The 25,457-nt window shown below is 60.2% G+C and carries 21 protein-coding genes; 8 read left to right on the top strand and 13 right to left on the bottom strand.

Annotation, left to right across the window (positions count from 1 at the left end):
• Positions 1-147: 147 nt before the first annotated feature.
• Both BK665_RS11580 and purL read right to left on the bottom strand, forming a co-directional pair.
• Positions 148-459 carry a YqfO family protein gene (locus BK665_RS11580; protein WP_123405560.1) on the bottom strand — a complete coding sequence of 104 codons (312 nt, stop codon included), beginning with the start codon at positions 457-459 and terminating at the stop codon, positions 148-150.
• Positions 460-478: 19 nt separating this feature from the next.
• Positions 479-4,375 carry a phosphoribosylformylglycinamidine synthase gene (gene purL, locus BK665_RS11575; protein ID WP_123405558.1) on the bottom strand — a complete coding sequence of 1,299 codons (3,897 nt, stop codon included), beginning with the start codon at positions 4,373-4,375 and terminating at the stop codon, positions 479-481.
• Between the two features lie 274 nt (positions 4,376-4,649).
• Between purL and mltF the strand changes: the two genes are divergently transcribed.
• A complete protein-coding gene (mltF, locus tag BK665_RS11570; protein ID WP_123405556.1) occupies positions 4,650-6,110 on the top strand; it encodes a membrane-bound lytic murein transglycosylase MltF in 1,461 nt (486 codons plus the stop codon).
• A gap of 105 nt (positions 6,111-6,215) precedes the next feature.
• Here mltF and pdxJ read toward each other — a convergent pair whose 3' ends face one another.
• From pdxJ to lptF, 8 genes are all read right to left on the bottom strand, one after another.
• On the bottom strand, positions 6,216-6,962 hold the full coding sequence (pdxJ, locus tag BK665_RS11565; RefSeq protein ID WP_123405554.1) for a pyridoxine 5'-phosphate synthase: 747 nt from the start codon (positions 6,960-6,962) through the stop codon (positions 6,216-6,218).
• A 47-nt stretch (positions 6,963-7,009) separates the two neighbouring features.
• Positions 7,010-7,693, bottom strand: a complete 684-nt coding sequence (gene recO / locus BK665_RS11560; RefSeq protein WP_375538929.1) for a DNA repair protein RecO — start codon at positions 7,691-7,693, stop codon at positions 7,010-7,012.
• Between the two features lie 166 nt (positions 7,694-7,859).
• Positions 7,860-8,762 carry a GTPase Era gene (gene era, locus BK665_RS11550; protein ID WP_123405550.1) on the bottom strand — a complete coding sequence of 301 codons (903 nt, stop codon included), beginning with the start codon at positions 8,760-8,762 and terminating at the stop codon, positions 7,860-7,862.
• Positions 8,755-9,444, bottom strand: a complete 690-nt coding sequence (gene rnc, locus BK665_RS11545; protein WP_123405548.1) for a ribonuclease III — start codon at positions 9,442-9,444, stop codon at positions 8,755-8,757. Before rnc ends, era begins: the two co-directional genes overlap by 8 nt.
• A gap of 184 nt (positions 9,445-9,628) precedes the next feature.
• Positions 9,629-10,483: a signal peptidase I gene (lepB, locus tag BK665_RS11540; protein WP_123405546.1), complete on the bottom strand. Its 855-nt coding sequence runs from the start codon at positions 10,481-10,483 to the stop codon at positions 9,629-9,631.
• 5 nt (positions 10,484-10,488) lie between these two features.
• On the bottom strand, positions 10,489-12,288 hold the full coding sequence (gene lepA / locus BK665_RS11535) for a translation elongation factor 4 (RefSeq protein WP_059403403.1): 1,800 nt from the start codon (positions 12,286-12,288) through the stop codon (positions 10,489-10,491).
• 171 nt (positions 12,289-12,459) lie between these two features.
• Positions 12,460-13,521 carry an LPS export ABC transporter permease LptG gene (gene lptG / locus BK665_RS11530; RefSeq protein ID WP_123405544.1) on the bottom strand — a complete coding sequence of 354 codons (1,062 nt, stop codon included), beginning with the start codon at positions 13,519-13,521 and terminating at the stop codon, positions 12,460-12,462.
• A complete protein-coding gene (lptF, locus tag BK665_RS11525) occupies positions 13,514-14,632 on the bottom strand; it encodes an LPS export ABC transporter permease LptF (RefSeq protein WP_123405542.1) in 1,119 nt (372 codons plus the stop codon). The genes lptG and lptF overlap by 8 nt, the downstream gene beginning before the upstream one ends.
• Positions 14,633-14,949: 317 nt before the next feature.
• Here lptF and BK665_RS11520 point away from each other — a divergent pair, with 317 nt between their 5' ends.
• From BK665_RS11520 to rlmF, 5 genes are all read left to right on the top strand, one after another.
• On the top strand, positions 14,950-16,440 hold the full coding sequence (locus tag BK665_RS11520; protein ID WP_123405540.1) for a leucyl aminopeptidase: 1,491 nt from the start codon (positions 14,950-14,952) through the stop codon (positions 16,438-16,440).
• A gap of 59 nt (positions 16,441-16,499) precedes the next feature.
• Positions 16,500-16,928, top strand: a complete 429-nt coding sequence (locus tag BK665_RS11515) for a DNA polymerase III subunit chi (protein WP_123405538.1) — start codon at positions 16,500-16,502, stop codon at positions 16,926-16,928.
• Positions 16,929-16,936: 8 nt separating this feature from the next.
• The gene (locus BK665_RS11510; RefSeq protein ID WP_123405536.1) at positions 16,937-17,314 is read left to right on the top strand and encodes a DNA polymerase III subunit chi; all 378 of its coding nucleotides are present in this window, start codon (positions 16,937-16,939) and stop codon (positions 17,312-17,314) included.
• A 203-nt stretch (positions 17,315-17,517) separates the two neighbouring features.
• Positions 17,518-20,364, top strand: a complete 2,847-nt coding sequence (locus BK665_RS11500; RefSeq protein ID WP_123405532.1) for a valine--tRNA ligase — start codon at positions 17,518-17,520, stop codon at positions 20,362-20,364.
• A gap of 247 nt (positions 20,365-20,611) precedes the next feature.
• Positions 20,612-21,637: a 23S rRNA (adenine(1618)-N(6))-methyltransferase RlmF gene (gene rlmF / locus BK665_RS11495; RefSeq protein ID WP_123405530.1), complete on the top strand. Its 1,026-nt coding sequence runs from the start codon at positions 20,612-20,614 to the stop codon at positions 21,635-21,637.
• A 201-nt stretch (positions 21,638-21,838) separates the two neighbouring features.
• Here the strand turns inward: rlmF and BK665_RS11490 are convergent, their stop codons facing one another.
• Positions 21,839-22,120, bottom strand: coding sequence for an HU family DNA-binding protein (locus tag BK665_RS11490; RefSeq protein WP_007905514.1), 282 nt, complete (start codon positions 22,118-22,120; stop codon positions 21,839-21,841).
• A gap of 488 nt (positions 22,121-22,608) precedes the next feature.
• Here BK665_RS11490 and yejK point away from each other — a divergent pair, with 488 nt between their 5' ends.
• Positions 22,609-23,613: a nucleoid-associated protein YejK gene (gene yejK / locus BK665_RS11485; RefSeq protein ID WP_054049670.1), complete on the top strand. Its 1,005-nt coding sequence runs from the start codon at positions 22,609-22,611 to the stop codon at positions 23,611-23,613.
• Entirely contained in the window at positions 23,613-23,963 is a 351-nt protein-coding gene (locus BK665_RS11480) for a glutaredoxin family protein (RefSeq protein ID WP_123405528.1), read from the top strand. The genes yejK and BK665_RS11480 overlap by 1 nt, the downstream gene beginning before the upstream one ends.
• Before the next feature lie 129 nt (positions 23,964-24,092).
• Here BK665_RS11480 and BK665_RS11470 read toward each other — a convergent pair whose 3' ends face one another.
• Positions 24,093-25,028, bottom strand: coding sequence for a glutathione S-transferase family protein (locus tag BK665_RS11470; RefSeq protein WP_123405526.1), 936 nt, complete (start codon positions 25,026-25,028; stop codon positions 24,093-24,095).
• An 84-nt stretch (positions 25,029-25,112) separates the two neighbouring features.
• Complete coding sequence (locus BK665_RS11465) at positions 25,113-25,421, bottom strand: GIY-YIG nuclease family protein (protein ID WP_123405524.1); 309 nt, start codon at positions 25,419-25,421, stop codon at positions 25,113-25,115.
• Positions 25,422-25,457 lie beyond the last annotated feature (36 nt).

Genomic DNA, 25,457 nt, shown 5'->3' with positions numbered 1-25,457 from the left:
ATTGTGGGAGCGGGCTCGCTCGCGAAGAGGCCCTGACAAACACTACAAAATCAAAAGCCCGCTGACCTTCACAGGTTCATACCTGCGGGCAATAAAAAACCCGCTGATCTGCATCAGCGGGTTTCTCATTTCAGCGAGCCGGTAGGATCAGAAATCCTCCAGCCGCCACACTTCATAAGCCGGCGTCTCATACGGATGGCTGAGTTTCAACGCAGCCACTGCGGCCACGATCAACTCATCCGCCACCACCAGCTCAACCTTCCATTCCTCAACCTGCTCGACCTGGCCCGCTTCGCCAATAAACGGCTGACTGCCATCCAGTGGACGAAACTGACCCAGGCCCAACACCTGCCATGCGCAGTGACCATAAGCGCCGATCCGCCCGCCACCGGCGGCGAATACGGCACTTTTCACGTCTTCGACGTGACTGGTTGGAACAAAAAAGCAGAGCTTGTACACAGGCCTAGTTCACCCGCTCTTAATTTACCCAGACCCGAGCATTACGGAACATACGCATCCAAGGTGCGTCTTCGTTCCAGTCTTCCGAACGCCACGAGTTCTGCACGGCGCGGAATACGCGTTCCGGGTGCGGCATCATGATCGTTACGCGACCATCGCGGCTGGTCAGCCCGGTGATCCCACGCGGCGAGCCGTTCGGGTTGGCCGGGTAGTTTTCGGTGACTTTGCCGTGGTTGTCGACGAAACGCATTGCCACGCAACCGGACAGATCGGCTTCCAGCAGGGCTTCTTCGCTTTCGAACTCGGCATGACCTTCACCGTGTGCGATGGCGATTGGCATGCGCGAACCGGCCATGCCTTGCAGGAAGATTGAGTTCGATTCCTGGACCTGAACCATTGCCACGCGGGCTTCGAACTGCTCGGAACGGTTGCGCACGAAGTGCGGCCAGAACTCGCTGCCCGGGATCAGTTCGTGCAGGTTGGACATCATCTGGCAACCGTTGCACACGCCGAGGGTGAAGCTGTCGTTACGTTCGAAGAACCCCTGGAACGCATCGCGAGCACGGCTGTTGAACAGCGCGGACTTGGCCCAGCCTTCGCCGGCACCCAGTACGTCGCCGTAGGAGAAACCGCCGCAAGCGACCATGCCCTTGAAGTCGTTCAGGTCGACACGGCCGGCCAGAATGTCGCTCATGTGCACGTCGATCGCGTTGAAACCGGCGCGGTCGAAGGCTGCGGCCATTTCCACCTGACCGTTGACGCCCTGCTCACGCAGTACGGCAACCTGTGGGCGGATGTTTTTCTTGATGTAAGGCGCGGCGACGTCCTGGTTGACGTCGTAGCTCAGCTTGACGCTCAGGCCCGGGTTGTCTTCTTCCAGCAGCACGTCGAACTCTTGTTCGGCGCAGTCCGCGTTGTCACGCAGACGCTGGATCTGGTAGCTGGTTTCCGCCCAGGTGCGCTGCAGCAGACGACGCTGGCCTTCGAACACGGTTTCACCGTTAAAGGTGATGTTGATCTGACCGTTGTTCATCGGCTGACCGATCACCGACACGCAGTCGCCCAGGCCTGCCGCACTGAATTGCGCGAGGATGTCCGGGGTGGCGTCCTGGCGAACCTGGATCACGGCGCCCAGTTCTTCGTTGAACAGGATCGCGGCGATGTCGGCGGAGGTTTCTGCCAGGCCATCGAGGTTCAGGCTCAAACCGCAGTGACCGGCGAAGGCCATTTCCACGACGCTGGTCAGCAGACCACCGTCGGAACGGTCGTGGTACGCCAGCAGGTGGCCGTCGGCGTTGAGGCCCTGGATCACGGCGAAGAAGGCTTTCAGGTCTTCGGCATCATCGACGTCCGGCGCTTGCGAGCCGAGCTTGCCGTGAACCTGGGCCAGGATCGAGGCGCCCATGCGGTTCTGGCCACGGCCGAGGTCGATCAGGATCAGGTCGGTGGTGCCCTTGTCCATGCGCAGTTCCGGGGTCAGGGTCTGACGGATGTCAGCCACTGGCGCGAAACCGGTCACGATCAGGGACATTGGCGAGGTGACGGTCTTGTCGACACCTTCGTCGGTCCAGCGTGTGGCCATGGACATGGAGTCCTTGCCCACCGGAATGGTAATGCCCAGGTCCGGGCACAGCTCCATGCCGACCGCTTTCACGGTGTCGTACAGACGCGCGTCTTCACCCGGGTGACCGGCCGCCGACATCCAGTTCGCCGACAACTTGATGTCGGAGATCTTGTTGATGCGCGAAGCCGCGATGTTGGTCAGGGTTTCGCCGATGGCCATGCGGCCCGACGCCGGAGCGTCCAGCAGGGCCAGCGGAGTACGCTCGCCCATGGCCATGGCTTCACCGGTGTAGACGTCGAAACTGGTGGCGGTCACGGCAACGTCAGCCACCGGAACCTGCCACGGGCCGACCATTTGGTCACGGGCCACGAGGCCGGTGATGGTGCGGTCGCCGATAGTGATCAGGAAGCTTTTGCTCGCCACGGCCGGGTGATGCAGAACGCGTTCAACGCAGTCTGCAATCTCAAGCGTCGAAGGATCGAAGTCGTCGCCCAGTTCGTTTTCACGAACGGCCGAACGGTGCATGCGCGGGGCTTTGCCCAGCAGCACTTCGAGTGGCATGTCCACCGGGCTGTTGCCGAAGTGGCTGTCGGTGACCGTCAGTTGCGGTTCGGCAGTGGCTTCGCCGACCACGGCAAACGGGCAACGCTCACGTTCGCAGATCGCCTGGAAGCGTTCGAAGTCCGCCGGGCCCACCGCCAGAACGTAGCGTTCCTGGGATTCGTTACTCCAGATTTCGTGCGGGGCCATGCCCGGCTCGTCGTTTGGAATGTTGCGCAGTTCGAAGCGGCCACCACGGTTACCGTCGTTGACCAGTTCCGGGAAGGCGTTGGACAGACCGCCCGCACCCACGTCGTGGATGAAGCTGATCGGGTTCTTGTCACCCAGTTGCCAGCAACGGTCGATGACTTCCTGGCAGCGACGTTCCATCTCAGGGTTTTCGCGCTGCACCGAAGCGAAGTCCAGGTCCGCCGAGCTGGTGCCGGTGGCCATGGAGGAAGCCGCGCCGCCGCCCAGACCGATCAGCATCGCCGGGCCGCCGAGCACGATCAGCTTGGAGCCGACGGTGATTTCGCCTTTCTGGACGTGTTCGGCACGGATGTTACCCATGCCGCCGGCCAGCATGATCGGCTTGTGGTAACCGCGAACTTCGTCACCACGGGGGGTGGTGATCGACTGTTCGAAGGTACGGAAGTAACCGGTCAGGGCTGGACGGCCGAATTCGTTGTTGAACGCGGCGCCACCCAGTGGGCCTTCGATCATGATGTCCAGCGCGGTAACGATGCGCTCAGGCTTGCCGTACGGCACTTCCCACGGCTGTTCGAAGCCCGGGATTTGCAGGTTGGAGACGGTGAAACCGGTCAGGCCAGCCTTGGGCTTGGCGCCGCGACCGGTCGCGCCTTCGTCGCGGATCTCGCCACCGGAACCCGTGGATGCGCCCGGGAACGGGGCAATCGCGGTCGGGTGGTTGTGGGTCTCGACTTTCATCAGGATGTGCACCGGTTCCTGCACCGAGCCGTACTGGCGGGTTTCAGGGTCCGGGAAGAAACGGCCGGCGACGTTGCCGACGATCACCGAAGCGTTGTCCTTATAAGCCGACAGAACGCCTTCGCTGTGCATCACGTAGGTGTTCTTGATCATGCCGAACAGGCTTTTTTCCTGGCTCTGGCCGTCGATGTCCCAACTGGCGTTGAAGATCTTGTGACGGCAGTGCTCGGAGTTCGCCTGGGCGAACATCATCAGTTCGATGTCGTGGGGGTTGCGCTTCAAGCCGACGAAGGCGTTGACCAGGTAGTCGATCTCGTCTTCGGCCAGGGCCAGGCCCAGCTCGGTGTTGGCTTTTTCCAGCGCGGCGCGGCCGCCACCCAACACGTCGATCGCGGTCAGGGGCTTGGGTTCGGCGTGGCTGAACAGACCGGCGGCCTGTTCGAGGTTGCCCAGCACGATTTGCGTCATGCGGTCATGCAGCACGTCAGCAATAAGTTGCGCTTCGGCGTCGCTGAACTGGCCAGCCACATAGAACGCAATGCCGCGCTCCAGGCGCTGGATTTTGCTCAGGCCGCAGTTGCGAGCGATGTCGCTGGCTTTACTGGACCATGGCGAGATGGTGCCGAAACGCGGCAACACCAGGAACAGACGACCGGTCGGTTCTTGCACCGGGACACTTGGGCCGTACTTCAGAAGGCGCGCAAGCACCTGCTGTTCGTCGCCGGTCAGGACGCCGGTAACTTCGGCGAAGTGAGCGAATTCAGCATACAAGCCGCTGACAGCCGAAACTTTCTGGCTCAGTTGCTCAAGGAGTTTGCTGTGGCGAAAGGCAGAAAGGGCAGGAGCGCCGCGCAGGATCAACATCTTCGGGACAGCCTCGGGAAGGGGTGTGCTTTGAGGCCGTGCATTCTAGCCTAAACCGCCCGCGACATCACCCGAAACGGTACGCACGGCCGTACCCGAACGTCGGGCCGTGGATTCGGGCCCAAAACAGGCGCATACCAGGGCTTATTTTTTCTGTCACAAAATGCCGTCCGGCCCCATTCCTGCGGGCTCCGGGGTGGTTTTCGAATCTCTAGCAGACTCGCCCTTCGCTGTCGAGATATGGCGCTCGTGGTCCTTTGCGTATACTGCGCAGATGTTTTCCCCAACGGCTTTGCGTCCGCGGTACGCCAAATGGCTGATCGCAACCGGACTCTTCCTGATGCTCAGTGGCTGTGTTGATAAACCCAACACGCTGGAGCGCGTAAAGGAGGATGGCGTGCTGCGGGTGATCACCCGGAACAGCCCCGCCACCTACTTCCAGGATCGTAACGGCGAAACCGGCTTCGAATACGAGCTGGTGAAGCGCTTTGCCGAAGATCTGGGGGTCAAGCTCGAAATCGAAACCGCCGACAACCTCGACGACCTGTTCAACCAGGTGGGCAAGCCCAAAGGCCCGGTCCTGGCGGCTGCCGGCCTGGTCAGCAGCGAACAACGCAAAAAGCAGGTACGGTTTTCCCACTCCTATCTGGAAGTCACCCCCCAAGTCATCTACCGCAACGGCCAGTCCCGGCCTACCGATGCGGGTGATCTGGTCGGCAAGAAGATCATGGTACTCAAGGGCAGCACCCACGCCGAGCAATTGGCGGAGCTGAAAAAGAAATACCCCGGCATTGAATACGAGGAGTCCGACGCCGTTGAAGTCGTCGACCTGCTGCGGATGGTGGATGAAGGCCAGATCGACCTGACCCTGGTCGACTCCAATGAAGTGGCAATGAACCAGGTCTACTTCCCCAACATCCAGGTTGCCTTCGACCTGGGTGACGCCAGCAACCAGAGCTGGGCCGTGGCCGCTGGCGAAGACAACAGCCTGCTCAACGAAATCAACGCCTACCTCGACAAGGTGCAGAAGAACGGCACCCTGCAACGCCTGAAAGACCGTTATTACGGCCACGTCGATGTCCTCGGCTACATGGGCGCCACCACCTTCGCCCAGCACTTGCAGCAACGTCTGCCCAAATACGAACAGCACTTCAAGAACTACGCCAAGAAAGAGAAAGTCGACTGGCGCCTGCTGGCGGCCATCGGGTATCAGGAATCGCTGTGGCAAGCGGCGGTCACGTCCAAGACCGGCGTGCGTGGCCTGATGATGCTGACCCAGAACACCGCGCAAGCCATGGGCGTCTCGAACCGCCTCGACCCCAAGCAAAGCATCATGGGCGGCGCCAAGTACCTGGCCTACATGAAGGATCAACTGGACGAATCGATCCAGGAACCGGATCGCACCTGGTTTGCCCTGGCGGCCTATAACGTGGGCAGCGGCCATCTGGATGACGCACGCAAACTGGCGGCCAAGGAAGGGCTGAACCCGGACAAATGGCTGGACGTGAAAAAGATCCTGCCGCGCCTGTCCGAGAAGAAGTGGTACAGCAAGACGCGCTATGGCTACGCCCGTGGCGGCGAGCCGGTGCACTTCGTGGCGAACATCCGTCGCTACTACGACATCCTGACCTGGGTGACACAGCCGCAGCTTGAAGGCGATCAAGTGGCCGAAGGCAACCTGCATGTGCCCGGGATCGACAAGTCCAAGCCGAGCCAGGAAACGCCGCCGCTTTAAATCTTTGGTGTATTCAATGACGCTTTCGCGGGCAAGCCTCGCTCCTACAGGAGATCACCTAACCTGTAGGAGCGAGGCTTGCCCGCGAAGGTAGCGCCGCCTATCTCAACCCTTGAGTGCCGCCGCCAGAATCAGCGCTTTCATCTCCGAAACAGCCGACTTGAACCCGACGAACAACGCATGGGCCACCAGCGCATGGCCGATGTTCAGTTCGTTGATGCCCTTGATCGCCGCCACGGCTTCGACGTTGTGATAGTGCAAACCGTGACCGGCATTGACGATCAAGCCCTGGGTCAAACCAAACGCCACGCCATCGGCGACTCGCTTGAGTTCTTCGGCGACCTCGGTCGGCGTCTCGGCATCGGCATAACGGCCGGTGTGCAGCTCGATAGCTGGCGCGCCAACACGCTTGGACGCCGCGATCTGCCGCTCGTCCGCGTCGATGAACAGCGACACTTCGCAGCCGATCTTCGACAGGCGCTCCACCGCCGCCTTGATCCGCGCTTCCTGCCCGGCGACGTCCAGACCACCCTCGGTGGTCAGTTCCTGGCGGGTTTCCGGCACCAGGCAAATGTGCGCCGGGCGGATGCGTTCGGCGAACGCCATCATTTCTTCGGTGACGCCCATTTCGAAATTCATGCGGGTTTGCAGCACGTCCTTGAGCAGCAGCACGTCGCGCTCCTGGATGTGTCGGCGGTCTTCGCGCAGGTGCACGGTGATGCCGTCAGCGCCCGCCTCTTCCGCGTCCAGTGCTGCCTTGACCGGGTCCGGATAGCGAGTGCCCCGGGCCTGACGCAGGGTGGCAACGTGGTCGATGTTCACGCCAAGAAGAATGCGATTGCTGGTGGTCACGGAAGCGCTCCTGAATTGAAAGATTCGGCGCACAGCATACGGGGTGATCAGGGCTTGCGAAACAGTTCGCGACTGACCAAAGGACGACCGCCCAGATGAACGGCCAAGGCCTGGCGCATCAGACGCTTGGCAGCGGACAACGCACCGGGCGCAGTCCAGTCGGCTTCGGCCATGGCCAGCAGTTCGGTGCCGTTGAACAGACCGGGTTGCAGCAGATAAACCCGTTCCAGCCCGGCGTCCACTTGCAAACGGTAGAGACCGTCCGACGCGATGGGATCGCCGTGGATGTCGGTGCTCAGCGCAAAACCGTAGCCGAGATCATCCAGCAGGCGCCATTCGAAGGAGCGCAGCAACGGCTCCAGCGGACGGCCTTCGGCCAGCGCAAGCAGCGTTGCCGCATAGTGATCAAAGACACCGGGGTGCGGGTCTTCCGCCGGCAGCAGGCGAATCAGCAGTTCATTGAGGTAGAGACCGCTGAACAGTGCTTCACCGATCAGCCAGGTCGACGTCCCCGAACTCTCCATGCGCCCGACATTTTTCAGCTCGCCACGCCCACGGAACTCGACTTCCAGCGGCACAAATGGCCGCGCCAGCGTCCCGGCCTTGCCCCGCGCACTGCGCAACACCGCCCGCAACCGACCTTGCGGCGTGAGGAAATCCACCAGCGCACTGGTCTCGCGGTAGGCGCGGCTGTGGAGCACGTAGGCGAGTTGGCCGAGGGGTTGGGACATGGAGATCTCAATGAAGGAATGCAGTTTTTCAGGCAACCCAAAACCAATGTGGGAGCGGGCTTGCTCGCGAAAGCGGTGCAACAGTCAACATCAATGCTGAATGTTACATCGTATTCGCGAGCAAGCCCGCTCCCACAGGGGTACTGCGGTGTTTCAAAACCGAGTGTTACAGGTCGCCATAACCCAGCGAACGCAGTGCGCGCTCGTCATCGGACCAGCCGCCTTTCACTTTCACCCAAAGGTTGAGCATGATCTTGGAGTCAAACAGCAGCTCCATGTCCTTGCGCGCCTCGGTGCCGATACGCTTGATGCGCTCGCCCTTGTCGCCAATGATGATCTTCTTCTGGCCGTCACGTTCGACGAGGATCAAGGCGTGGATGTGCAGGGTTTTGCCCTGCTGCTTGAACTCTTCGATTTCGACGGTGATCTGGTACGGCAGCTCGGCGCCCATCTGGCGCATGATTTTCTCGCGCACCAGTTCGGCGGCGAGGAAACGGCTGCTGCGGTCGGTGATCTGGTCTTCCGGGAAGAAGTGCTCGTTTTCCGGCAGGTAACCGGCAATCACCCGCTCCAGCGCTTCGAGGTTGTGCCCGTGCTGGGCCGAGATCGGCATGATCTGCGCGTTCGGCAGCTGTTCCTGCAACCAGCTCAGGTGCGGCATCAGTTCGGCTTTGTCTTCGATGCGGTCGGTCTTGTTCAGCGCCACGATCAACGGGCCGGTCACGTACTGCACGCGCTCGAGAACCATCTGGTCTTCGTCGGTCCACTTGGTGCGATCAACCACGAAAATCACCACGTCGACGTCTTTCAACGCCGCCGAAGCGGTCTTGTTCATGTAGCGGTTCAGGGCCTTTTCGCCGCCCTTGTGCATGCCCGGGGTGTCGACATAGACGGCCTGGATGGCGCCTTCGGTCTTGATGCCCAGCATGTTGTGACGGGTGGTCTGCGGCTTGCGCGAGGTGATCGCCAGCTTCTGACCCAGGATATGGTTCAGCAGCGTGGACTTGCCCACGTTGGGACGGCCGACGATGGCAACATAGCCACAGCGTGTTGCGGTTGAATCAGTCATTGCCATTCTCCACACCCAGGGCAATCAGTGCTGCTGCGGCCGCTACCTGTTCGGCAATACGACGACTCACACCCTGACCTCGGCTTTTTTCGTTCAGTAAGGTGATTTCGCATTCGACGAAGAAGACTCGACAGTGCGGCTCACCCTGGATATCCACCACTTCGTAACGTGGCAGCTCACAGCCCCGGGATTGCAGGAATTCCTGCAGACGGGTTTTCGGATCCTTGTTGGTGTCGACCAGGGTCAGGCCCTCGAACTCACCCGTCAGCCAGGCCAGCACGCGCTCACGCGCCATGTCCATGCCAGCGTCCAGGTAGATCGCACCAATCAGCGCTTCCAGGGCATCGGCCAGAATCGACTCGCGACGGAAACCGCCGCTCTTCAATTCGCCGGAACCCAGACGCAGGTAATCGCCCAGATCGAAACCGCGGGCCAGTACGGCCAGGGTCTCACCTTTCACCAGGCGTGCGCGCAAACGCGACAACTGGCCTTCGCGGGCCAGCGGGAAGCGATCGAACAGCGCCTCGCCGGCGACGAAGTTGAGGATGGCATCACCGAGGAATTCCAGGCGTTCGTTGTTACGCCCGGCAAAGCTGCGGTGAGTCAGGGCCAGGACCATCAGTTCCTGGTCCTTGAAGGTGTAGCCGAGCTGACGCTCTAGACGACTTAAGGAGGCGCTCACGGTTTACCCACGCTGAGTTCGTGGTTGGATTCCACCGCCATCGCCGTGATGCGGCGCAGGCCTGGGACAATTAACGCTGTGTTCAAAAATTACGTCCTGAATATCATTGGCTTCATGCCTTCGGGGTCGATTGTGGCGACTCCAGAAATGCATTCGGCGCTGTGTTCAACAGCGCCGTGTGTGATTACTTGATCAGGCCAACCCGCGAGAAATTCGGCAGGTGACTGAGTTTGGGTTCCGGCCAGCTCATCCAGACTGCGAAGGCCTTGCCGACGATATTCTTGTCGGGAACCATGCCCAGCAGATCCTTGGGAATGTTCGGATCATCCCAGTAGCGACTGTCGTTGGAGTTGTCGCGGTTGTCGCCCATCATGAAGTAGTGCCCGGCAGGCACGGTCCAGGTATGGTCCGGCGTGGCGCGGTAGCGGCTCATTTCCTTGCGGATCTGGTGTTCCGCTGCACCGAGTTTTTCTTCGTACAGTTCGGCGCTGCCCAACGTGCCCGGCTCGGAGCCGACCAGTTGCTCGGCGATCGACTCACCGTTGACGAACAGGCGCTTGTCGGCGGTGTAGCGAATCTGGTCGCCCGGCAGGCCCACTACACGCTTGATGTAGTTGACGTTCGGATCGCTCGGATAGCGGAACACCATCACATCGCCACGCTGCGGATCACCGACTTCGATGACTTTCTTGTCGATCACCGGCAGGCGGATCCCGTAAGAAAACTTGTTCACCAGAATGAAGTCGCCAACGTCCAGGGTCGGTTTCATCGAACCGGAAGGAATCTGGAACGGTTCCACCAGGAACGAACGCAGCACCAGCACGATGAACAACACCGGAAAGAACGACTTGCCGTATTCGACCAGCAGCGGCTCTTTGTTCAGTTTCTCGACCACCACCACATCGGGCTGGCTGACGCTGCCCTGATAGGAGGTAATGGCGGCACGCCGACGCGGCGCCAGGAAAACCAGATCGAGCAACGCCAACAGGCCGCAGACGAACACGGCGATGACCAGCAACAGCGGGAAATTTAGTGACATAGGACCTAACTATCCAACCTGAGCACTGCAAGGAAGGCTTCTTGTGGAATTTCCACGTTGCCCACTTGCTTCATGCGTTTCTTACCGGCCTTTTGCTTTTCCAGCAGTTTTTTCTTACGGCTAACGTCACCGCCGTAGCATTTGGCCAATACGTTCTTTCTGAGTGCCTTGACGGAGGTCCGCGCAATGATCTGCCCGCCAATGGCGGCCTGGATCGCGACGTCGAACATCTGGCGCGGAATCAGCTCTTTCATCTTCTCGGTCAACTGGCGACCTTTGTAGTGCGCGTTATCCTTGTGCACGATCAACGCCAGGGCGTCGACCTTGTCACCGTTGATCAGCACATCCAGTTTCACCAGATTAGCTGATTGATAACGATCGAAATGGTAATCCAGCGAAGCATAGCCGCGGCTGGTGGATTTCAGACGATCGAAGAAGTCCAGGACCACTTCGTTCATCGGCAAATCATAGGTCACCTGGACCTGAGTTCCGAGGAACAGCATGTCGTGTTGTACGCCACGCTTTTCGATACACAGGGTAATGACGTTGCCCAGGTGCTCTTGCGGCACAAGAATATTGGCCCGCACGATCGGTTCACGCATGTCTTCGATCGAGGACAGGTCCGGAAGCTTGGACGGGTTGTCGACGTAAATCGTTTCGCCGGTTTTCAGCAACAGCTCGAAAATTACCGTCGGCGCCGTGGTGATCAGGTCCAGGTCGTACTCGCGCTCGAGGCGCTCCTGGATGATTTCCATGTGCAGCATGCCGAGGAACCCGCAACGGAAGCCGAAGCCCAGGGCGTCGGAGCTTTCCGGGGTGTATTGCAGGGACGAGTCATTGAGCGTGAGCTTTTGCAGGGCTTCACGGAAATCTTCGAAGTCGTCGGAGCTGACCGGGAACAGACCGGCGTAAACCTGCGGCTGAATGCGTTTGAAGCCGGGCAGCACGTCAACGTCGGGGGTGGAGCTCAAGGTCAGGGTGTCACCCACCGGTGCACCGTGAATGTCCTTGATACCGGCAATGATGAAGCCCACTTCGCCGGCCTTCAGGTCAACGGTGGCGGTGTGTTTCGGGTTGAAGACACCGACGCTGTCCACCAGGTGGATCTTGCCGGTGGACTTGACCAGAATCTTGTCGCCCTTCTTTACACGACCGTGACGCACACGTACCAGGGAGACAACGCCCAGGTAGTTGTCGAACCAGGAGTCGATGATCAACGCTTGCAGCGGATCTTCGTAGTTGCCGGTCGGCGCGGGAATGGTCTTGACCAGGCGCTCGAGCACTTCGTCGACGCCCAGGCCAGTCTTGGCACTGCACTCGACCGCGTCGGTGGCATCGATGCCGATGATTTTTTCGATTTCTTCTTTGACGCGATCCGGATCAGCCTGTGGCAGGTCGATCTTGTTCAGGACCGGCATCACTTCCAGGCCCTGCTCAATCGCCGTATAGCAGTTGGCTACCGATTGCGCTTCGACACCCTGACCGGCATCGACCACCAGCAACGCACCTTCACAGGCCGCCAGCGACCGACTGACTTCATAGGTGAAGTCGACGTGGCCCGGGGTGTCAATGAAGTTCAACTGGTATTTGATGCCGTCTTTGGCGGTGTAATACAAGGTGACGCTGTGGGCCTTGATGGTGATCCCGCGTTCACGTTCCAGGTCCATGGAGTCCAGGACCTGGGCTTCCATTTCGCGCTCGGCAAGGCCGCCGCACATCTGGATGAAGCGATCGGCCAGCGTCGACTTGCCATGGTCAATGTGGGCGATGATGGAGAAATTGCGGATATGACTCAAATCACTCACGGATCAACACTCAAAAAGGCTGCAGGCATAGCCCGCCGAAAAATAGCCGGGAATTGTACCTGATCCACGGCGCAAGCGTCACGTTCGCAGGTCAGACGGCGAATACAAAAACGCCCCGGTCTTGCGACAAGGGCGTTTTTTGCCAACGGCAAGGTCAGGAAAACCCCGGAATCAACCGGCCCGACGCAACAGCCAGACCCCGGCCAGTGCACAGACACTGGCCGGCACCAGCACCGCGAACAGCGGCGAGAAACCGAACACCAGGCTTGAAGGCCCAAGCAAATCCTGGACGATACGGAAGGTGAAGCCCACCAGCACGCCAGTGAAGACCCGCTGACCGAGGGTCACCGAACGCAACGGACCGAAGATGAAAGAAATCGCCATCAGCACCAGCGCGGCAGTGACCAGCGGTTGCAACACCTTGACCCAAAATGCCAGCCAGTAACGACCGTTGGCCAGGCCCTGGTCCGCCAGGTAATGGATGTAGCCCCACAGGCCGCTGATCGACAGCGACTCGGGCGCCATCACCACGGTGCTCAGCAGTTGCGGGCTCAGGGCAATTTCCCAGCGCTCGACTGGCGTGTTAACGACCTCGGTGTTCTTTTCATGAAACAGCGTGGTCGTCACATCGCTCAGCTGCCAGTGGTCCTTGTCGAACTCCGCACGCTTGGCGAAGCTCGCCGAGAGCATGTGCCGCTCTTTGTCGAAGTGATAGCGGGTCACGCCATACAGCAGGCCATTGGGCTGCACGGAGTTGACGTGAATGAACTCGTCACCCTGGCGATGCCACAGACCGTGCTTGGCGCTTTGCGCGTCGCCACTGCCCTGGGCCAGGGAACGGTTGGCCTGAGCGGTCACTTCTGTGGCTGGCGCCACGTACTCGCCAATCAGCACCCCAACCACCATCAAGACCAGCATCGGCTTCATGACCGCCCAGACGATCCGCCCAATCGACACGCCAGCGGCGCGCATGATGGTCAGCTCACTGTTGCTGGCCAGACTGCCGAGGCCGATCAGGCAACCGATCAGCGCGGCCATCGGCAACATGTCGTACAGACGCCGTGGCGCGGTGAGCAGCACGTAGCTCAGGACATCCATCAAGGTGTAGGTGTCGCTGGCGTCACTCATTTCATCGATGAAGGCGAACAGCGTCGCCAGGCCGAGAATGATCCCCAGCACCGCCAGGATCGCCACGAAAACGCTGCTACCAATGTAGCGATCGAGCTTAACCACGAGCCACCTCCAGCGCATCGCGGCGACTCGCCAGTTTCAAGCGCATCGGCTCCCAGTAGAGCAAGACCAGGCCGATGGCCAGGAAGATCCCGTGGACCCACCACAAGCCCAGCGCCGGCGGAATCTTGCCCTTTTCGAGGGCGCCGCGTGCGGCAATCAGGATGGTCAGGTAAGCCATATAAAGAAGAATCGCCGGCAGCAGCTTGAGGAAACGGCCCTGGCGCGGGTTGACGCGCGACAGCGGCACCGCCATCAGGGTCACGATGAAGACCAGCAACGGCAGGGACAGGCGCCATTGAAGTTCGGTGCGCGAGCGAATGTCATCGCTGCCCAGCAAGGAACTGGTGGTCATGGCGTCACGGTCGGTCACTTCGTCGCTGACATCCGGCTTGGGCAGCAAGACGCCGTATTCGTCGTACTTGATCTTGCGGTAGTCGGCCTGCCCCGGGTTGCCGTCGTAGCGGTAGCCGTTGTCGAGAATCAGGTAGCGGTTGCCGTCAGGACGGATTTCCTGGCGGCCCTTCTCGGCCACCAGTACGGAAATCCCGCGGTCCTTCTGATCGGAGGAAATATTCTTTTGCGAAATGAACACGCCGCCCAGGTTGATACGGTCGTCCGTCAGGGTTTCGGTGTAGGTCACCCGCGTACCGTCGCGCAACGCCTGGAAGCGACCCGGCTCAAGGGTATCGAACTCGGTCAGGGCGTCCTGCTTGTTCAGCAGCAACTGGAACTGGTTGGCCCCTTGCGGCGCCAGGCTCAGACTCAGCCACGCCACGACCAGCGCCACCAGGGTCGCCGGAAACAGGGTGATACGAAACAAACGCTGCTGACTCATGCCGGTGGCCGACAGCACGGTCATTTCGCTTTCCAGGTACAACCGGCCATAGGACAACAGGATCCCGAGGAACAGCCCCAATGGCAGGATCAGTTGCAGGAAACCCGGCAGGCGAAAGCCCATGATCAGGAACAGCGAGCTCGGGTCCAGTTGGCCCGAAGCCGCCTGCGCGAGGTATTTAATGAAGCGACCGCTCATGATGATGACCAGCAGCACGGCGCTGACGGCGCTCAAGGTCAACAGGACTTCGCGGGATAGATAACGGAAGACGATCAAACCAGACACTCCAGGGTTGTCAGGCTAAGGCGGCCAAACAAACAAACGTATCGACCGGCCCGCAAGGCAGGGCCGCCGAAAAAGATGGCGCATTATCCTGTGATTGGGTGCGCCTGTCACTGCGCATGCTCAAGCACGTGCCCAAAGCATCGAAGATCGTACAACCGAGGGTTGTCAGGCGCTGGTGGCGAGGTTCAAACTGCGGCCTTTGTCGCGGGCCGTGACCTGCGTCTTTCTATCTGTCTTTTCATCTATAGCAGCAGACGTTTGCGCACACCGTGGAACGCTGCGTGTTGACCTAATTCAGGGACCCGGACATGGAACTGGTTGTAAAAAGCGTTAACCCAGAAACGTTGAAAACCGCCACTCTGGTAGTCGCCGTCGGCGAAGGCCGCAAACTTGGTGCCGTCGCCAAACAGCTCGACGAACTGAGCGGTGGCGCCATCAGCGCCGTACTCAAGCGCGGCGACCTGGCCGGCAAAGTCGGCCAGAGCCTGTTGCTGCACAGCCTGCCGAACCTCAAGGCCGACCGCGTTCTGCTGGTAGGCGTGGGCAAGGACGAAGAGCTGGGCGACCGCCCGTTCCGTAAAATCATCGCCGGCATCCTCAATACCCTTAAAGGCCTGGGTGGCGTTGATGCCGTGCTGGCCCTGGATGAAATCGTGGTCAAGGGCCGCGACAGCTACGGCAAGACCCGCCTGCTGGCCGAAACCCTGGTGGACGGCGAATACACCTTCGACCAGTTCAAGAGCCAGAAAGCCGAACCCCGCGCCCTGAAAAAAGTCACCCTGGTGACCATCAAGGCCGCCCAGGCCGAAGTCGAGCGCGCCGTGGCCCACGCCACCGCCATCGCCAACGGCATGGCCTTCACCCGTAACCTGGGTAACCTGCCGCCGAACATCTGCCACCCGACGTTCCTCGGCGAACAAGCCAAGAACCTGGGCAAGGAATTCAAGAGCCTGAAAGTCGAAGTCCTCGATGAGAAGAAGATCAAGGACCTGGGCATGGGCTCGTTCTACGCCGTCGGCCAGGGCAGCGCCCAGCCACCGCGCCTGATCGTCATGCAATACAACGGCGGCAAGAAATCCGAGAAGCCGTACGCACTGGTCGGCAAAGGCATCACTTTCGACACCGGCGGCATCAGCCTCAAGCCCGGCGCCGGCATGGATGAAATGAAGTACGACATGGGCGGCGCGGCCAGCGTGTTCGGCACCCTGCGTGCCGTGCTCGAACTGAAACTGCCGATCAACCTGGTATGCATCCTGGCCTGCGCCGAGAACATGCCGAGCGGCAATGCTTCGCGCCCTGGCGACATCGTCACCACCATGAGCGGCCAGACCGTGGAAATCCTCAACACCGACGCCGAAGGCCGTCTGGTGCTGTGCGACGCCCTGACCTACTCCGAACGCTTCAAGCCTCAGGCCGTGATCGACATCGCGACCCTGACAGGCGCTTGCGTGGTGGCACTGGGTGCTCACACTTCGGGCCTGCTGGGCAACAACGACGAACTGATCGGCCAACTGCTAAGCGCCGGCCGTTCGGCTGACGATCGCGCCTGGCAACTGCCGCTGTTCGATGAGTACCAGGAGCAACTGGACAGCCCGTTCGCCGACATCGCCAACATCGGCGGCCCGAAAGCCGGCACCATTACCGCTGCCTGCTTCCTGTCGCGCTTCACCAAGAACCTGAACTGGGCGCACCTGGACATCGCCGGCACCGCATGGACCAGCGGCGGCAAGGACAAGGGCGCCACTGGCCGTCCGGTTCCATTGCTGACCCAATACCTGCTGGACCGCGCCAAAGCCTGAAACCGATGACCCTGGGCGGCTTCACTTTCGCGTGAGGCCGCCTCGGCTCAGGAACCGCAATGACCAAAGTCGACTTCTATATCCTGCCCAGCGCCGATCCGTCGGCGCGGCTGGACTTTGCCTGCAAGCTCACCGAAAAAGCCTGGCGCATGGGCCACCGCATCTACCTGCATTGCAGCGATGCCGCCCAGCGTGATGACCTCGATGCGCGCCTGTGGGCGTTCAAAGGTGAAGCCTTCGTGCCCCACGGCCCCGCCGAAAGCGAACCGGACAGTTTGATTGTCCTGGGGTTTGGCGCTGACTGCGGTGCGCATCAGGATTTGCTGGTCAATCTCGACCTGAAAGTCCCGGCCTTCGCCAACAAATTCGCCCGGGTGGCGGAAGTGGTGGTGGAAGATCCGACGATTCGCGCGGCTGCGCGGGAGAGTTTCCGTTTCTACCGCGAACAGGGCTATCCTCTGCAAGATCACCGTTTACAGCGACTCTGAGCATTCCGATGGACACTCCAAAACCGCCACAAAAGTCCGCGCACCTGCTGGATGACCTTGAGTCGATCCGCCAACTGCTCGGCGATGACAACCTGCAACCGCCCTTGCTGACCGATACGGTCAATGAAGACGAGCAGGAACAGATTCCGATGCTGTTCGACAACGCCGGCGACGCATCGCCCGCCGTCGAGCCTGCACCCGCCCCTGCCGCACAACCGACCACCAGCAAAGGCCCCGACGCCCTGCTGCACCTGGACAGCGAACTGCGCGCCGCCGCGCAATTGATCATGCAAGACGTGATCGACGACTTCGCGCCGCACATTGAAACCGAGATCAAGCGTCGGCTGGATGCGCGGATGGAGCGGCTTCTCAGCCAGTACGAATAAACAACGCCAATCCCCTGTGGGAGCGGGCTTGCTCGCGAAGAGGGTGTATCAGTCGACTTAAAGGTGACTGACACACCCTCTTCGCGAGCAAGCCCGCTCCCACATTTGGTCTGCGCCCGGTCCGCCCCTGCTCGCCCTCGGCCCCATGCCCCGCTATACTCGTCGGCTTTTCCTGAATTGATGCCAATAGGGTCCCGCCGCGCATGGATAAGACCTACCAGCCGCACGCCATTGAAACTTCCTGGTACAACACCTGGGAGTCCGAGAATTACTTCGCCCCGCAAGGCGCGGGCGAGTCCTACACGATCATGATCCCGCCGCCGAACGTCACCGGCAGCCTGCACATGGGTCACGGCTTCAACAACGCGATCATGGACGCCCTGATCCGTTTCCGCCGCATGCAGGGTCGCAACACCCTGTGGCAGCCGGGCACCGACCACGCCGGTATCGCCACGCAAATGCTGGTGGAACGCCAACTCGAAGCCCAGGGCCAGAATCGTCACGATCTGGGTCGCGAGAAATTCCTCGAGAAAGTCTGGGAATGGAAGGATCAGTCCGGCGGTAACATCAGCCGTCAAATCCGCCGCCTCGGCTCGTCCGTGGACTGGAGCCGCGAGCGCTTCACCATGGACGACGGCCTGTCGGAGTCCGTTAAAGAAGCCTTCGTGCGCCTGCATGAAGACGGCCTGATCTATCGCGGCAAGCGTCTGGTCAACTGGGACACCAAGTTGCACACGGCGATTTCCGACCTTGAAGTGGAAAACCACGACGAGAAAGGTTTCCTGTGGAACCTGAAATACCCGCTGGCCGATGGCGCCAAGACTGCTGAAGGCAATGATTACCTGATCGTCGCGACCACTCGCCCGGAAACCATGCTCGGCGACGCCGCCGTCGCGGTGAACCCGAACGACGAACGCTACAAAGCCCTGATCGGCAAATTTGTCGAGCTGCCGCTGGTCGGCCGCCGTATCCCGATCATCGCCGACGATTACTGCGATCCTGAATTCGGCACCGGCTGCGTGAAAATCACTCCGGCCCACGATTTCAACGACTACGAAGTCGGCAAGCGCCACAACCTGCCGCTGCTGAACATTTTCGACAAGAACGCCGCCGTCCTGCCGGCCTGTCAGGTGTTCAACCTCGACGGCACGCTGAACGAAAGCATCGACGGCAAGATCCCGGCCGAATACGCCGGTCTCGACCGTTTCGAAGCGCGCAAGCAAATCGTTGCGGCATTTGACGCTGCCGGCCTGCTGGTCAGCGTTGACGATCACGGCCTGAAAGTGCCGAAGGGCGACCGTTCCGGCACCATCATCGAGCCGTGGCTGACCGACCAGTGGTATGTGTCGACCAAGCCATTGGCCGAGCCTGCGATTGCTGCCGTGGAAGACGGCCGTATCCAGTTCGTGCCCAAGCAGTACGAAAACATGTACTTCTCTTGGATGCGCGACATCCAGGATTGGTGCATCAGCCGTCAGCTGTGGTGGGGCCACCGGATTCCGGCCTGGTACGACGAGTCGGGCAAGGTCTACGTCGGTCGCGACGAAGCCGAAGTGCGTGCCAAGCACAACCTCGGCCCGGACGTTACGCTGCAACAGGACAACGACGTTCTGGACACCTGGTTCAGTTCCGGGCTGTGGACCTTCTCCACCCTGGGCTGGCCTGAGCAGACCGAATTCCTGAAGAAATTCCACTCCACCGACGTGCTGGTGACCGGTTTCGACATCATTTTCTTCTGGGTTGCCCGGATGATCATGATGACCATGCACTTGGTGAAAAACGAAGACGGCACGCCGCAGGTGCCGTTCAAGACTGTTTATGTTCACGGTCTGGTGCGTGATGGCCAGGGCCAGAAGATGTCCAAGTCCAAGGGCAATGTCCTGGACCCGCTGGACATCATCGACGGCATCGACCTGGAAACCCTGGTGCAGAAACGCACCTCGGGCCTGATGCAGCCGAAACTGGCGAAGAAGATCGAGAAGCAGACCCGCGACGAATTCGCCGACGGCATCGCCAGCTACGGCACCGACGCCCTGCGCTTCACCTTCTGCTCGCTGGCGTCCACCGGTCGCGACATCAAGTTCGACATGGGTCGCGTCGAAGGCTATCGCAACTTCTGCAACAAGATCTGGAACGCCGCGCGTTATGTTCTGGACAAGGGCGAAGATTGCGGCCAGAACGGCGAAGCCTACGAGCTGTCCCTGGCGGATCGCTGGATCATCTCGCAGTTGCAACGCACCGAAGCCGAAGTGACCCGCCAACTCGACCAGTTCCGCTTCGACCTGGCGGCACAAGCCTTGTACGAATTCATCTGGAACCAGTATTGCGACTGGTATCTGGAACTGTCCAAGCCTGTGCTGTGGGACGAAAACGCTCCGGTTGAGCGCCAGCGCGGCACCCGTCGCACCCTGGTTCGGGTGCTGGAAGTCGCATTGCGTCTGGCGCACCCGTTCATGCCGTTCATCACCGAAGAAATCTGGCAGCGCATCGCGCCGCTGGCCGGTATCGAAGGCAAGACGATCATGCTGCAACCTTGGCCAGTGGCCAATGAAACACGCATCGATCAGGGCGCCGAAGATGACATCGAGTGGCTGAAGACGCTGATGCTCGGCACGCGCAACATTCGCTCCGAGATGAACATCGGGCCGGGCAAGCCGCTGAACCTGTTCCTGAAAAACGTCAGCGCCGAAGACCAGCGTCGTCTCACCGAGAACGAAGCGCTGCTGAAGAAGCTGGCGCGTCTGGAGTCGATCACCGTGTTGGCTGCCGGCGAAGAAGCACCGCTGTCCGCCACCGCACTGGTTGGCGAGATGGAAGTGCTGGTGCCGATGGCCGGTCTGATCGACAAGGACGCCGAACTGGCACGCCTGGACAAAGAAATCCTGCGCTTGCAGGGCGAAGTCCAGCGCGTCGGCGGCAAACTGTCCAACGCCGGTTTCGTTGACAAGGCTCCGGCCGAAGTCATCGACAAGGAACGCGCCAAACTGGCCGAAGCTGAACAGGCTTTGGGCAAGTTGGCGGAGCAGCACGCGCGGATTGCCAGTCTGTAAGGGCACATCGCAATGAAAAAGGGAGGCCAGATGGCCTCCCTTTTTTTGTGCCACTTGTCCCGTATCCCGTCCTGTAGGAGCTGTCGAGTGAAACGAGGCTGCGATCTTTTGATTTTGTTTTTAAAAAGCAAAGTCAAAAGATCGCAGCCTCGTTTCACTCGACAGCTCCTACAGGGGATATGCGTCATCGGGGAGCTAATGTGGGACAATGCCCCCACTTTCAGCCATACCCGAATCGACCACACCCATGAACGCCCCCCGCACACCCCGCCCTGCGCGCAAGAAGCCTGACTCCGCCACCCCGGCCAACGCCGTGGAACCCCGTCCGAAGGCCAGCCTGCACCCGCGCAATCGCCACCAGGGTCGCTACGACTTCCCGGAGCTGATCAAGAGCACGCCAGAACTGGCGAAGTTCGTGATCCTCAACCCGTACGGCAAGGAAAGCATCGACTTCGCCAGCCCGGACGCGGTGCGAGTGTTCAACCGGGCGTTGCTCAAGTCGTTCTACGGCGTGGCCCACTGGGACATCCCGGCTGATTACCTGTGCCCACCGGTGCCGGGGCGTGCCGATTACGTGCACTTCCTGGCCGACCTGCTGGCCAGCGTCAACGACGGCGAGATCCCCCGTGGTGCGCCGGTCAAGGTGCTCGATATCGGCATGGGCGCCAACTGCGTCTATCCGCTGATCGGCTACAGCGACTACCGCTGGCACTTCCTCGGTTCGGAAATCGACCCGACGGCCGTGGCCGCCGCCAAGGCCATCGTGCAGTCCAACGGGCTGAACAAGGCTATCCAGCTGCGTCAGCAAACCAATCCCAAGCACATCCTGCTGGGCCTGCTGGAGCCGGGAGAGCGTTTTGACCTGACCATGTGCAACCCGCCGTTCCACGCCTCGATGGACGAAGCGACCAAGGGCAGCGAGCGCAAATGGCGCGCCCTGGGCCGTGCCGACCCGAAACGCAAACTGCCGGTGTTGAACTTCGGCGGTCAATCGGCGGAATTGTGGTGTGAAGGTGGCGAAGCGCGCTTTGTGACGCAACTGATCGCCGAGAGCGCGAGCTTCCAGCACAAAGTGCTGTGGTTCAGCACCCTGGTGTCGAAAGCCTCGAACCTGCCGGCGATCCAGACCGCGCTGAAAAAGGCTGGCGTGCTGGAAAGCCAGGTGGTGGAAATGTCCCAGGGCCAGAAGCAAAGCCGCTTCGTGGCGTGGACGTTCCAGACCAAGTCCGAGCAGCAGGTTTGGCGCGAGCGTTGGGTGCGCAAGGGTAACTGATCAACGCAGAGCAAAATGTGGGAGCGGGCTTGCTCGCGAATGCGGTGTAACAGTCGACTTTAATGGTGACTGACACACCGCCTTCGCGAGCAAGCCCGCTCCCACAATTGGTTTAGTGGTGTCTGCGGGTCAATTGCTAAATCCCAGACACAAAAAAGCCGTGCCCGGATCGCTCCGGAGCACGGCTTTTTTTACTGCGTCTTACTTGTTAACAGCGTCGGTCAGGCCTTTGGCCACAACCAGCTTGATAACTTTCTTGGCAGCGATTTCGATGGCAGCGCCAGTCGAAGGGTTACGGCCGGTACGGGCAGGACGCTCAGTCACTTTCAGTTTGCCGATACCTGGCAGAGTGATTTCGCCGCCGTTTTCCAGCTGATCGGCAACGATTTGGCCCAGTTGGTCCAGAGCGTTACGCGCGGTGGTTTTTGGCGCGTCGATAGCTTCAGCGATGTCGGCGATCAGTTGGTCTTTAGTAAGAGCCATGTAGTGTTCCTTCCCTATCAAATTCATATGGATTGCAGAGTGCAGTGTCAGCCATCGAGCCCGATCTTCTGGATCTGGCACCCTCGGCCATAACCGCGACGAGTCGGGGTTATAGATGCCGAAATCAGGGTTTGGTTCGACCTGACAAATGCTGAATGCACGCTTAACGCAGTGACTTCGCGTAAGACGGGGCAAAACTAGCACAGAGACGGGGAAATATCCGCCTCTTGCTACCCATTTGGTCAGCTTTATTGCTCTAAACCGGGAAAAAAACGCATAAGGGCCGCCGCGCACCGTCGAATTGCCCTCTCCGCCCCCGTAGGAGCTGCCGAAGGCTGCGATCTTTTGATCTTTTTTTTAAAAAAAGCAAAGTCAAAAGATCGCAGCCTTCGGCAGCTCCTACAAAGGGGCATACAGGCCTAGTTGCGGTACACTTGGCACTTTTTTGGGGGAGCACGCCCTCCTCTCTTCAATCAGCCGAGAAGCCCATGCCGATCCGTCATTGCATCGTCCACCTGATCGACAAAAAACCCGACGGCACCCCCGCAGTTCTTCACGCCCGCGACTCTGAATTGGCGGAGTCTACGGCCATCGAGAACATGCTCGCCGACCTCAACGAGAGCTACAACGCCAAACAGGGCAAGGCCTGGGGTTTCTTCCATGCCGAATCCGGGGCGCATCCGTTCAGCGGCTGGCTGAAGGAGTACCTCGACGGCGGCAAGGATTTCACGGCCTTCAGCCGAGTGGCGGTGGAACATCTGCAAAAGCTGATGGAAGAGTCGAACCTCTCTGTGGGCGGCCACGTGCTGTTCGCGCACTACCAACAGGGCATGACCGATTACCTGGCCATCGCCCTGCTGCACCACAGTGAAGGCGTTGCAGTGACCGAAGAGCTGGACGTGACGGCCTCCCGGCACCTGGACCTGGGCCAATTGCACCTGGCGGCGCGGATCAACGTGTCGGAGTGGCAGAACAACAAGCAGTCCAAGCAGTACATTTCGTTTATCAAAGGCAAGAACGGGAAAAAGGTTTCGGAGTATTTCCGCGACTTCATCGGTTGCCAGGAAGGCGTCGACGGACCTGGCGAAACCCGCACCTTGCTCAAAGCCTTCAGCGACTTCGTTGAAAGCGAAGATTTGCCGGAAGAGTCCGCCCGCGAGAAAACCAAGACCTTGGTCGATTACGCCAGCAGCCAGGCCAAGCTCGGCGAGCCGATGGGCCTGGAAGAACTCTCAGAGCTGATCGACGAAGAACGCCCCAAAGCCTTCTACGATCACATCCGCAACAAGGATTACGGTTTGTCCCCGGAGATTCCGGCGGATAAACGCACCCTGAACCAGTTCCGCCGCTTCACCGGTCGCGCCGAAGGCCTGTCCATCAGCTTCGAAGCGCACCTGCTGGGCTCGAAGATCGAATACGACGAAGAAGCCGGCACGCTGATCATCAAGGGCTTGCCGACCCAGCTGACTGATCAACTGAAGCGACGCAACTGATGCTCAACGGCATCCTGAAGAAATTCCTGCTGATCCTGCTGGTGGTCGTGGTTTACCAGAATTGGGGCAAGATCGAGCGCTTCATCCACCCGGCGCAAGTGGTGTCCGAGCAGACCCAGGCCAAGGCCAACGTTGTGCTCTACGCCACTGACTGGTGTGGCTATTGCAAACTGACCCGGCGCTTTCTCGATCAGAAAGGTATTCCGTACAAGGAATTCGATATCGAGAAGGACGCCGAGGCGCGCAAGGCCTATGAAGCGCTGGGCGGGCGCGGGATTCCGTTGATTGATGTGAACGGGACGTTGATTCGCGGGTATGACCCGGATGAGATTCTTGCCGCGTTGAAATAACCAATGTGGGAGCGGACTTGCTCGCGAAGGCGATGTGTCAGACACCATTTATGTCGACTGATACGCCGCCTTCGCGAGCAAGCCCGCTCCCACAGGGTTGTGCATAAGTTGCAAATTGTCGGTTAACCGTTACTTCGCTTCGATGCGGAATCCGAACCGCGGAAAGTGCACATGCACCACACCCGCCCGCTCGTCTTCACGACGCACAATCAATTCCTCACGCCCCGCAAACACCAGCTCACCCGTCACCGGATCACAACCGTAGTCCGTGGCTGCAATCACCACCTGCTGACCCGCCTCAAAGCCGTTAGGCTCATCGAACGCTTCATCCGGCAACGCAGCCGGCGTGGCATTGCGCGCCACCTCCAGCGCCTCCTCGGCCGTCATCTCGCTGAAGGCGCCATGACCAAAGCCCATCACCCGACCGAACCACGCCAACACCGCCGGATAAGCATCGACCAACGGCGAAGTCACGGGCGTCGCCTTGAGAAACCACAGGCAATGGGCCAGGGAAAAATCGGCGATCGAAGGCTCACCGAACAGGAAGTCGCCCTCCTCGCGCTGAAGCTGCAATTCGAGACGCCCCATAATCGTCGGCCACTGATGCCGCGCTTGTTCCGCCGACAACTTCGTCGCACTGCCACCACTGAATAACCCGGCGCGATCGGCCAGGAACGCCTTGATGGCTTCCGGCGGCAACTTGCCAAAACGCACCGCCACCGACTCAGGCTGGAACACCAGGCTGACCGCGTGCTGAAACACCACCGAGTCCACCCAGGTGGCGAAGGTCGCCGCGATCATTTCCTGGCCTTCCGGGAAGAACGCCGGCAAGGCTTTTTCCTGCTCCAGACGCCGGGCGATCAACGCGGTGTCGCAATAGATATCGGCGCCAATCTGCAACACCGGGGTCTTGCGGTAGCCGCCAGTCAACGCGGTCAAATCAGGTTTGGGCATCACCGGCGAAATCTTCACCGAGCGCCAGGACAGTCCTTTGAAACCCAGCAGCAGACGGGCCTTTTCGGCAAAAGGGGACGTCGGATAATTGTGAAGGATCAGCTCTGACATGCTCGGCTCCGCGGCACGGATAGGGAGCCCGCAGCTTAGCGCGCAATCGGGAAGCGGCCTACAGATCCGCCTGATGGGAACTTATCAGTCAGATTGATAAGTCAGCACCAGGCATTCCTTGGCGCTCTTTTTGAGTTTTTTGATCAGCCGTTCCTGACGCAGGGCTTCGCTTTTGTCCCGGCAGATTTCGGTGTAGACCAGCGCCATGGCCGGGCTGGAAAGGAAAAACCGGGCGCCTTTGCCGCTTTGGTGCTTGGCAAAGCGGCGCACCGGATCGTCGCTGATCCCGCAATACAGCGAACCGTTGGCCGCGCGAACGAGGTAGACGAACCAGGGTTTGCTGGCAGGCACCGGTTCGACGGCAATGACGGAGGATTCGCTGAGGGTGTTCACGTGACGATCAGGGCTTGAAAGGAAACAAGCCGCGAT

It is taken from the genome of Pseudomonas frederiksbergensis, assembly GCF_003732665.1.
In the GTDB taxonomy this organism is placed as follows: domain Bacteria; phylum Pseudomonadota; class Gammaproteobacteria; order Pseudomonadales; family Pseudomonadaceae; genus Aquipseudomonas; species Aquipseudomonas frederiksbergensis_G.
This window is presented reverse-complemented; position numbering and strand designations above follow the sequence as displayed.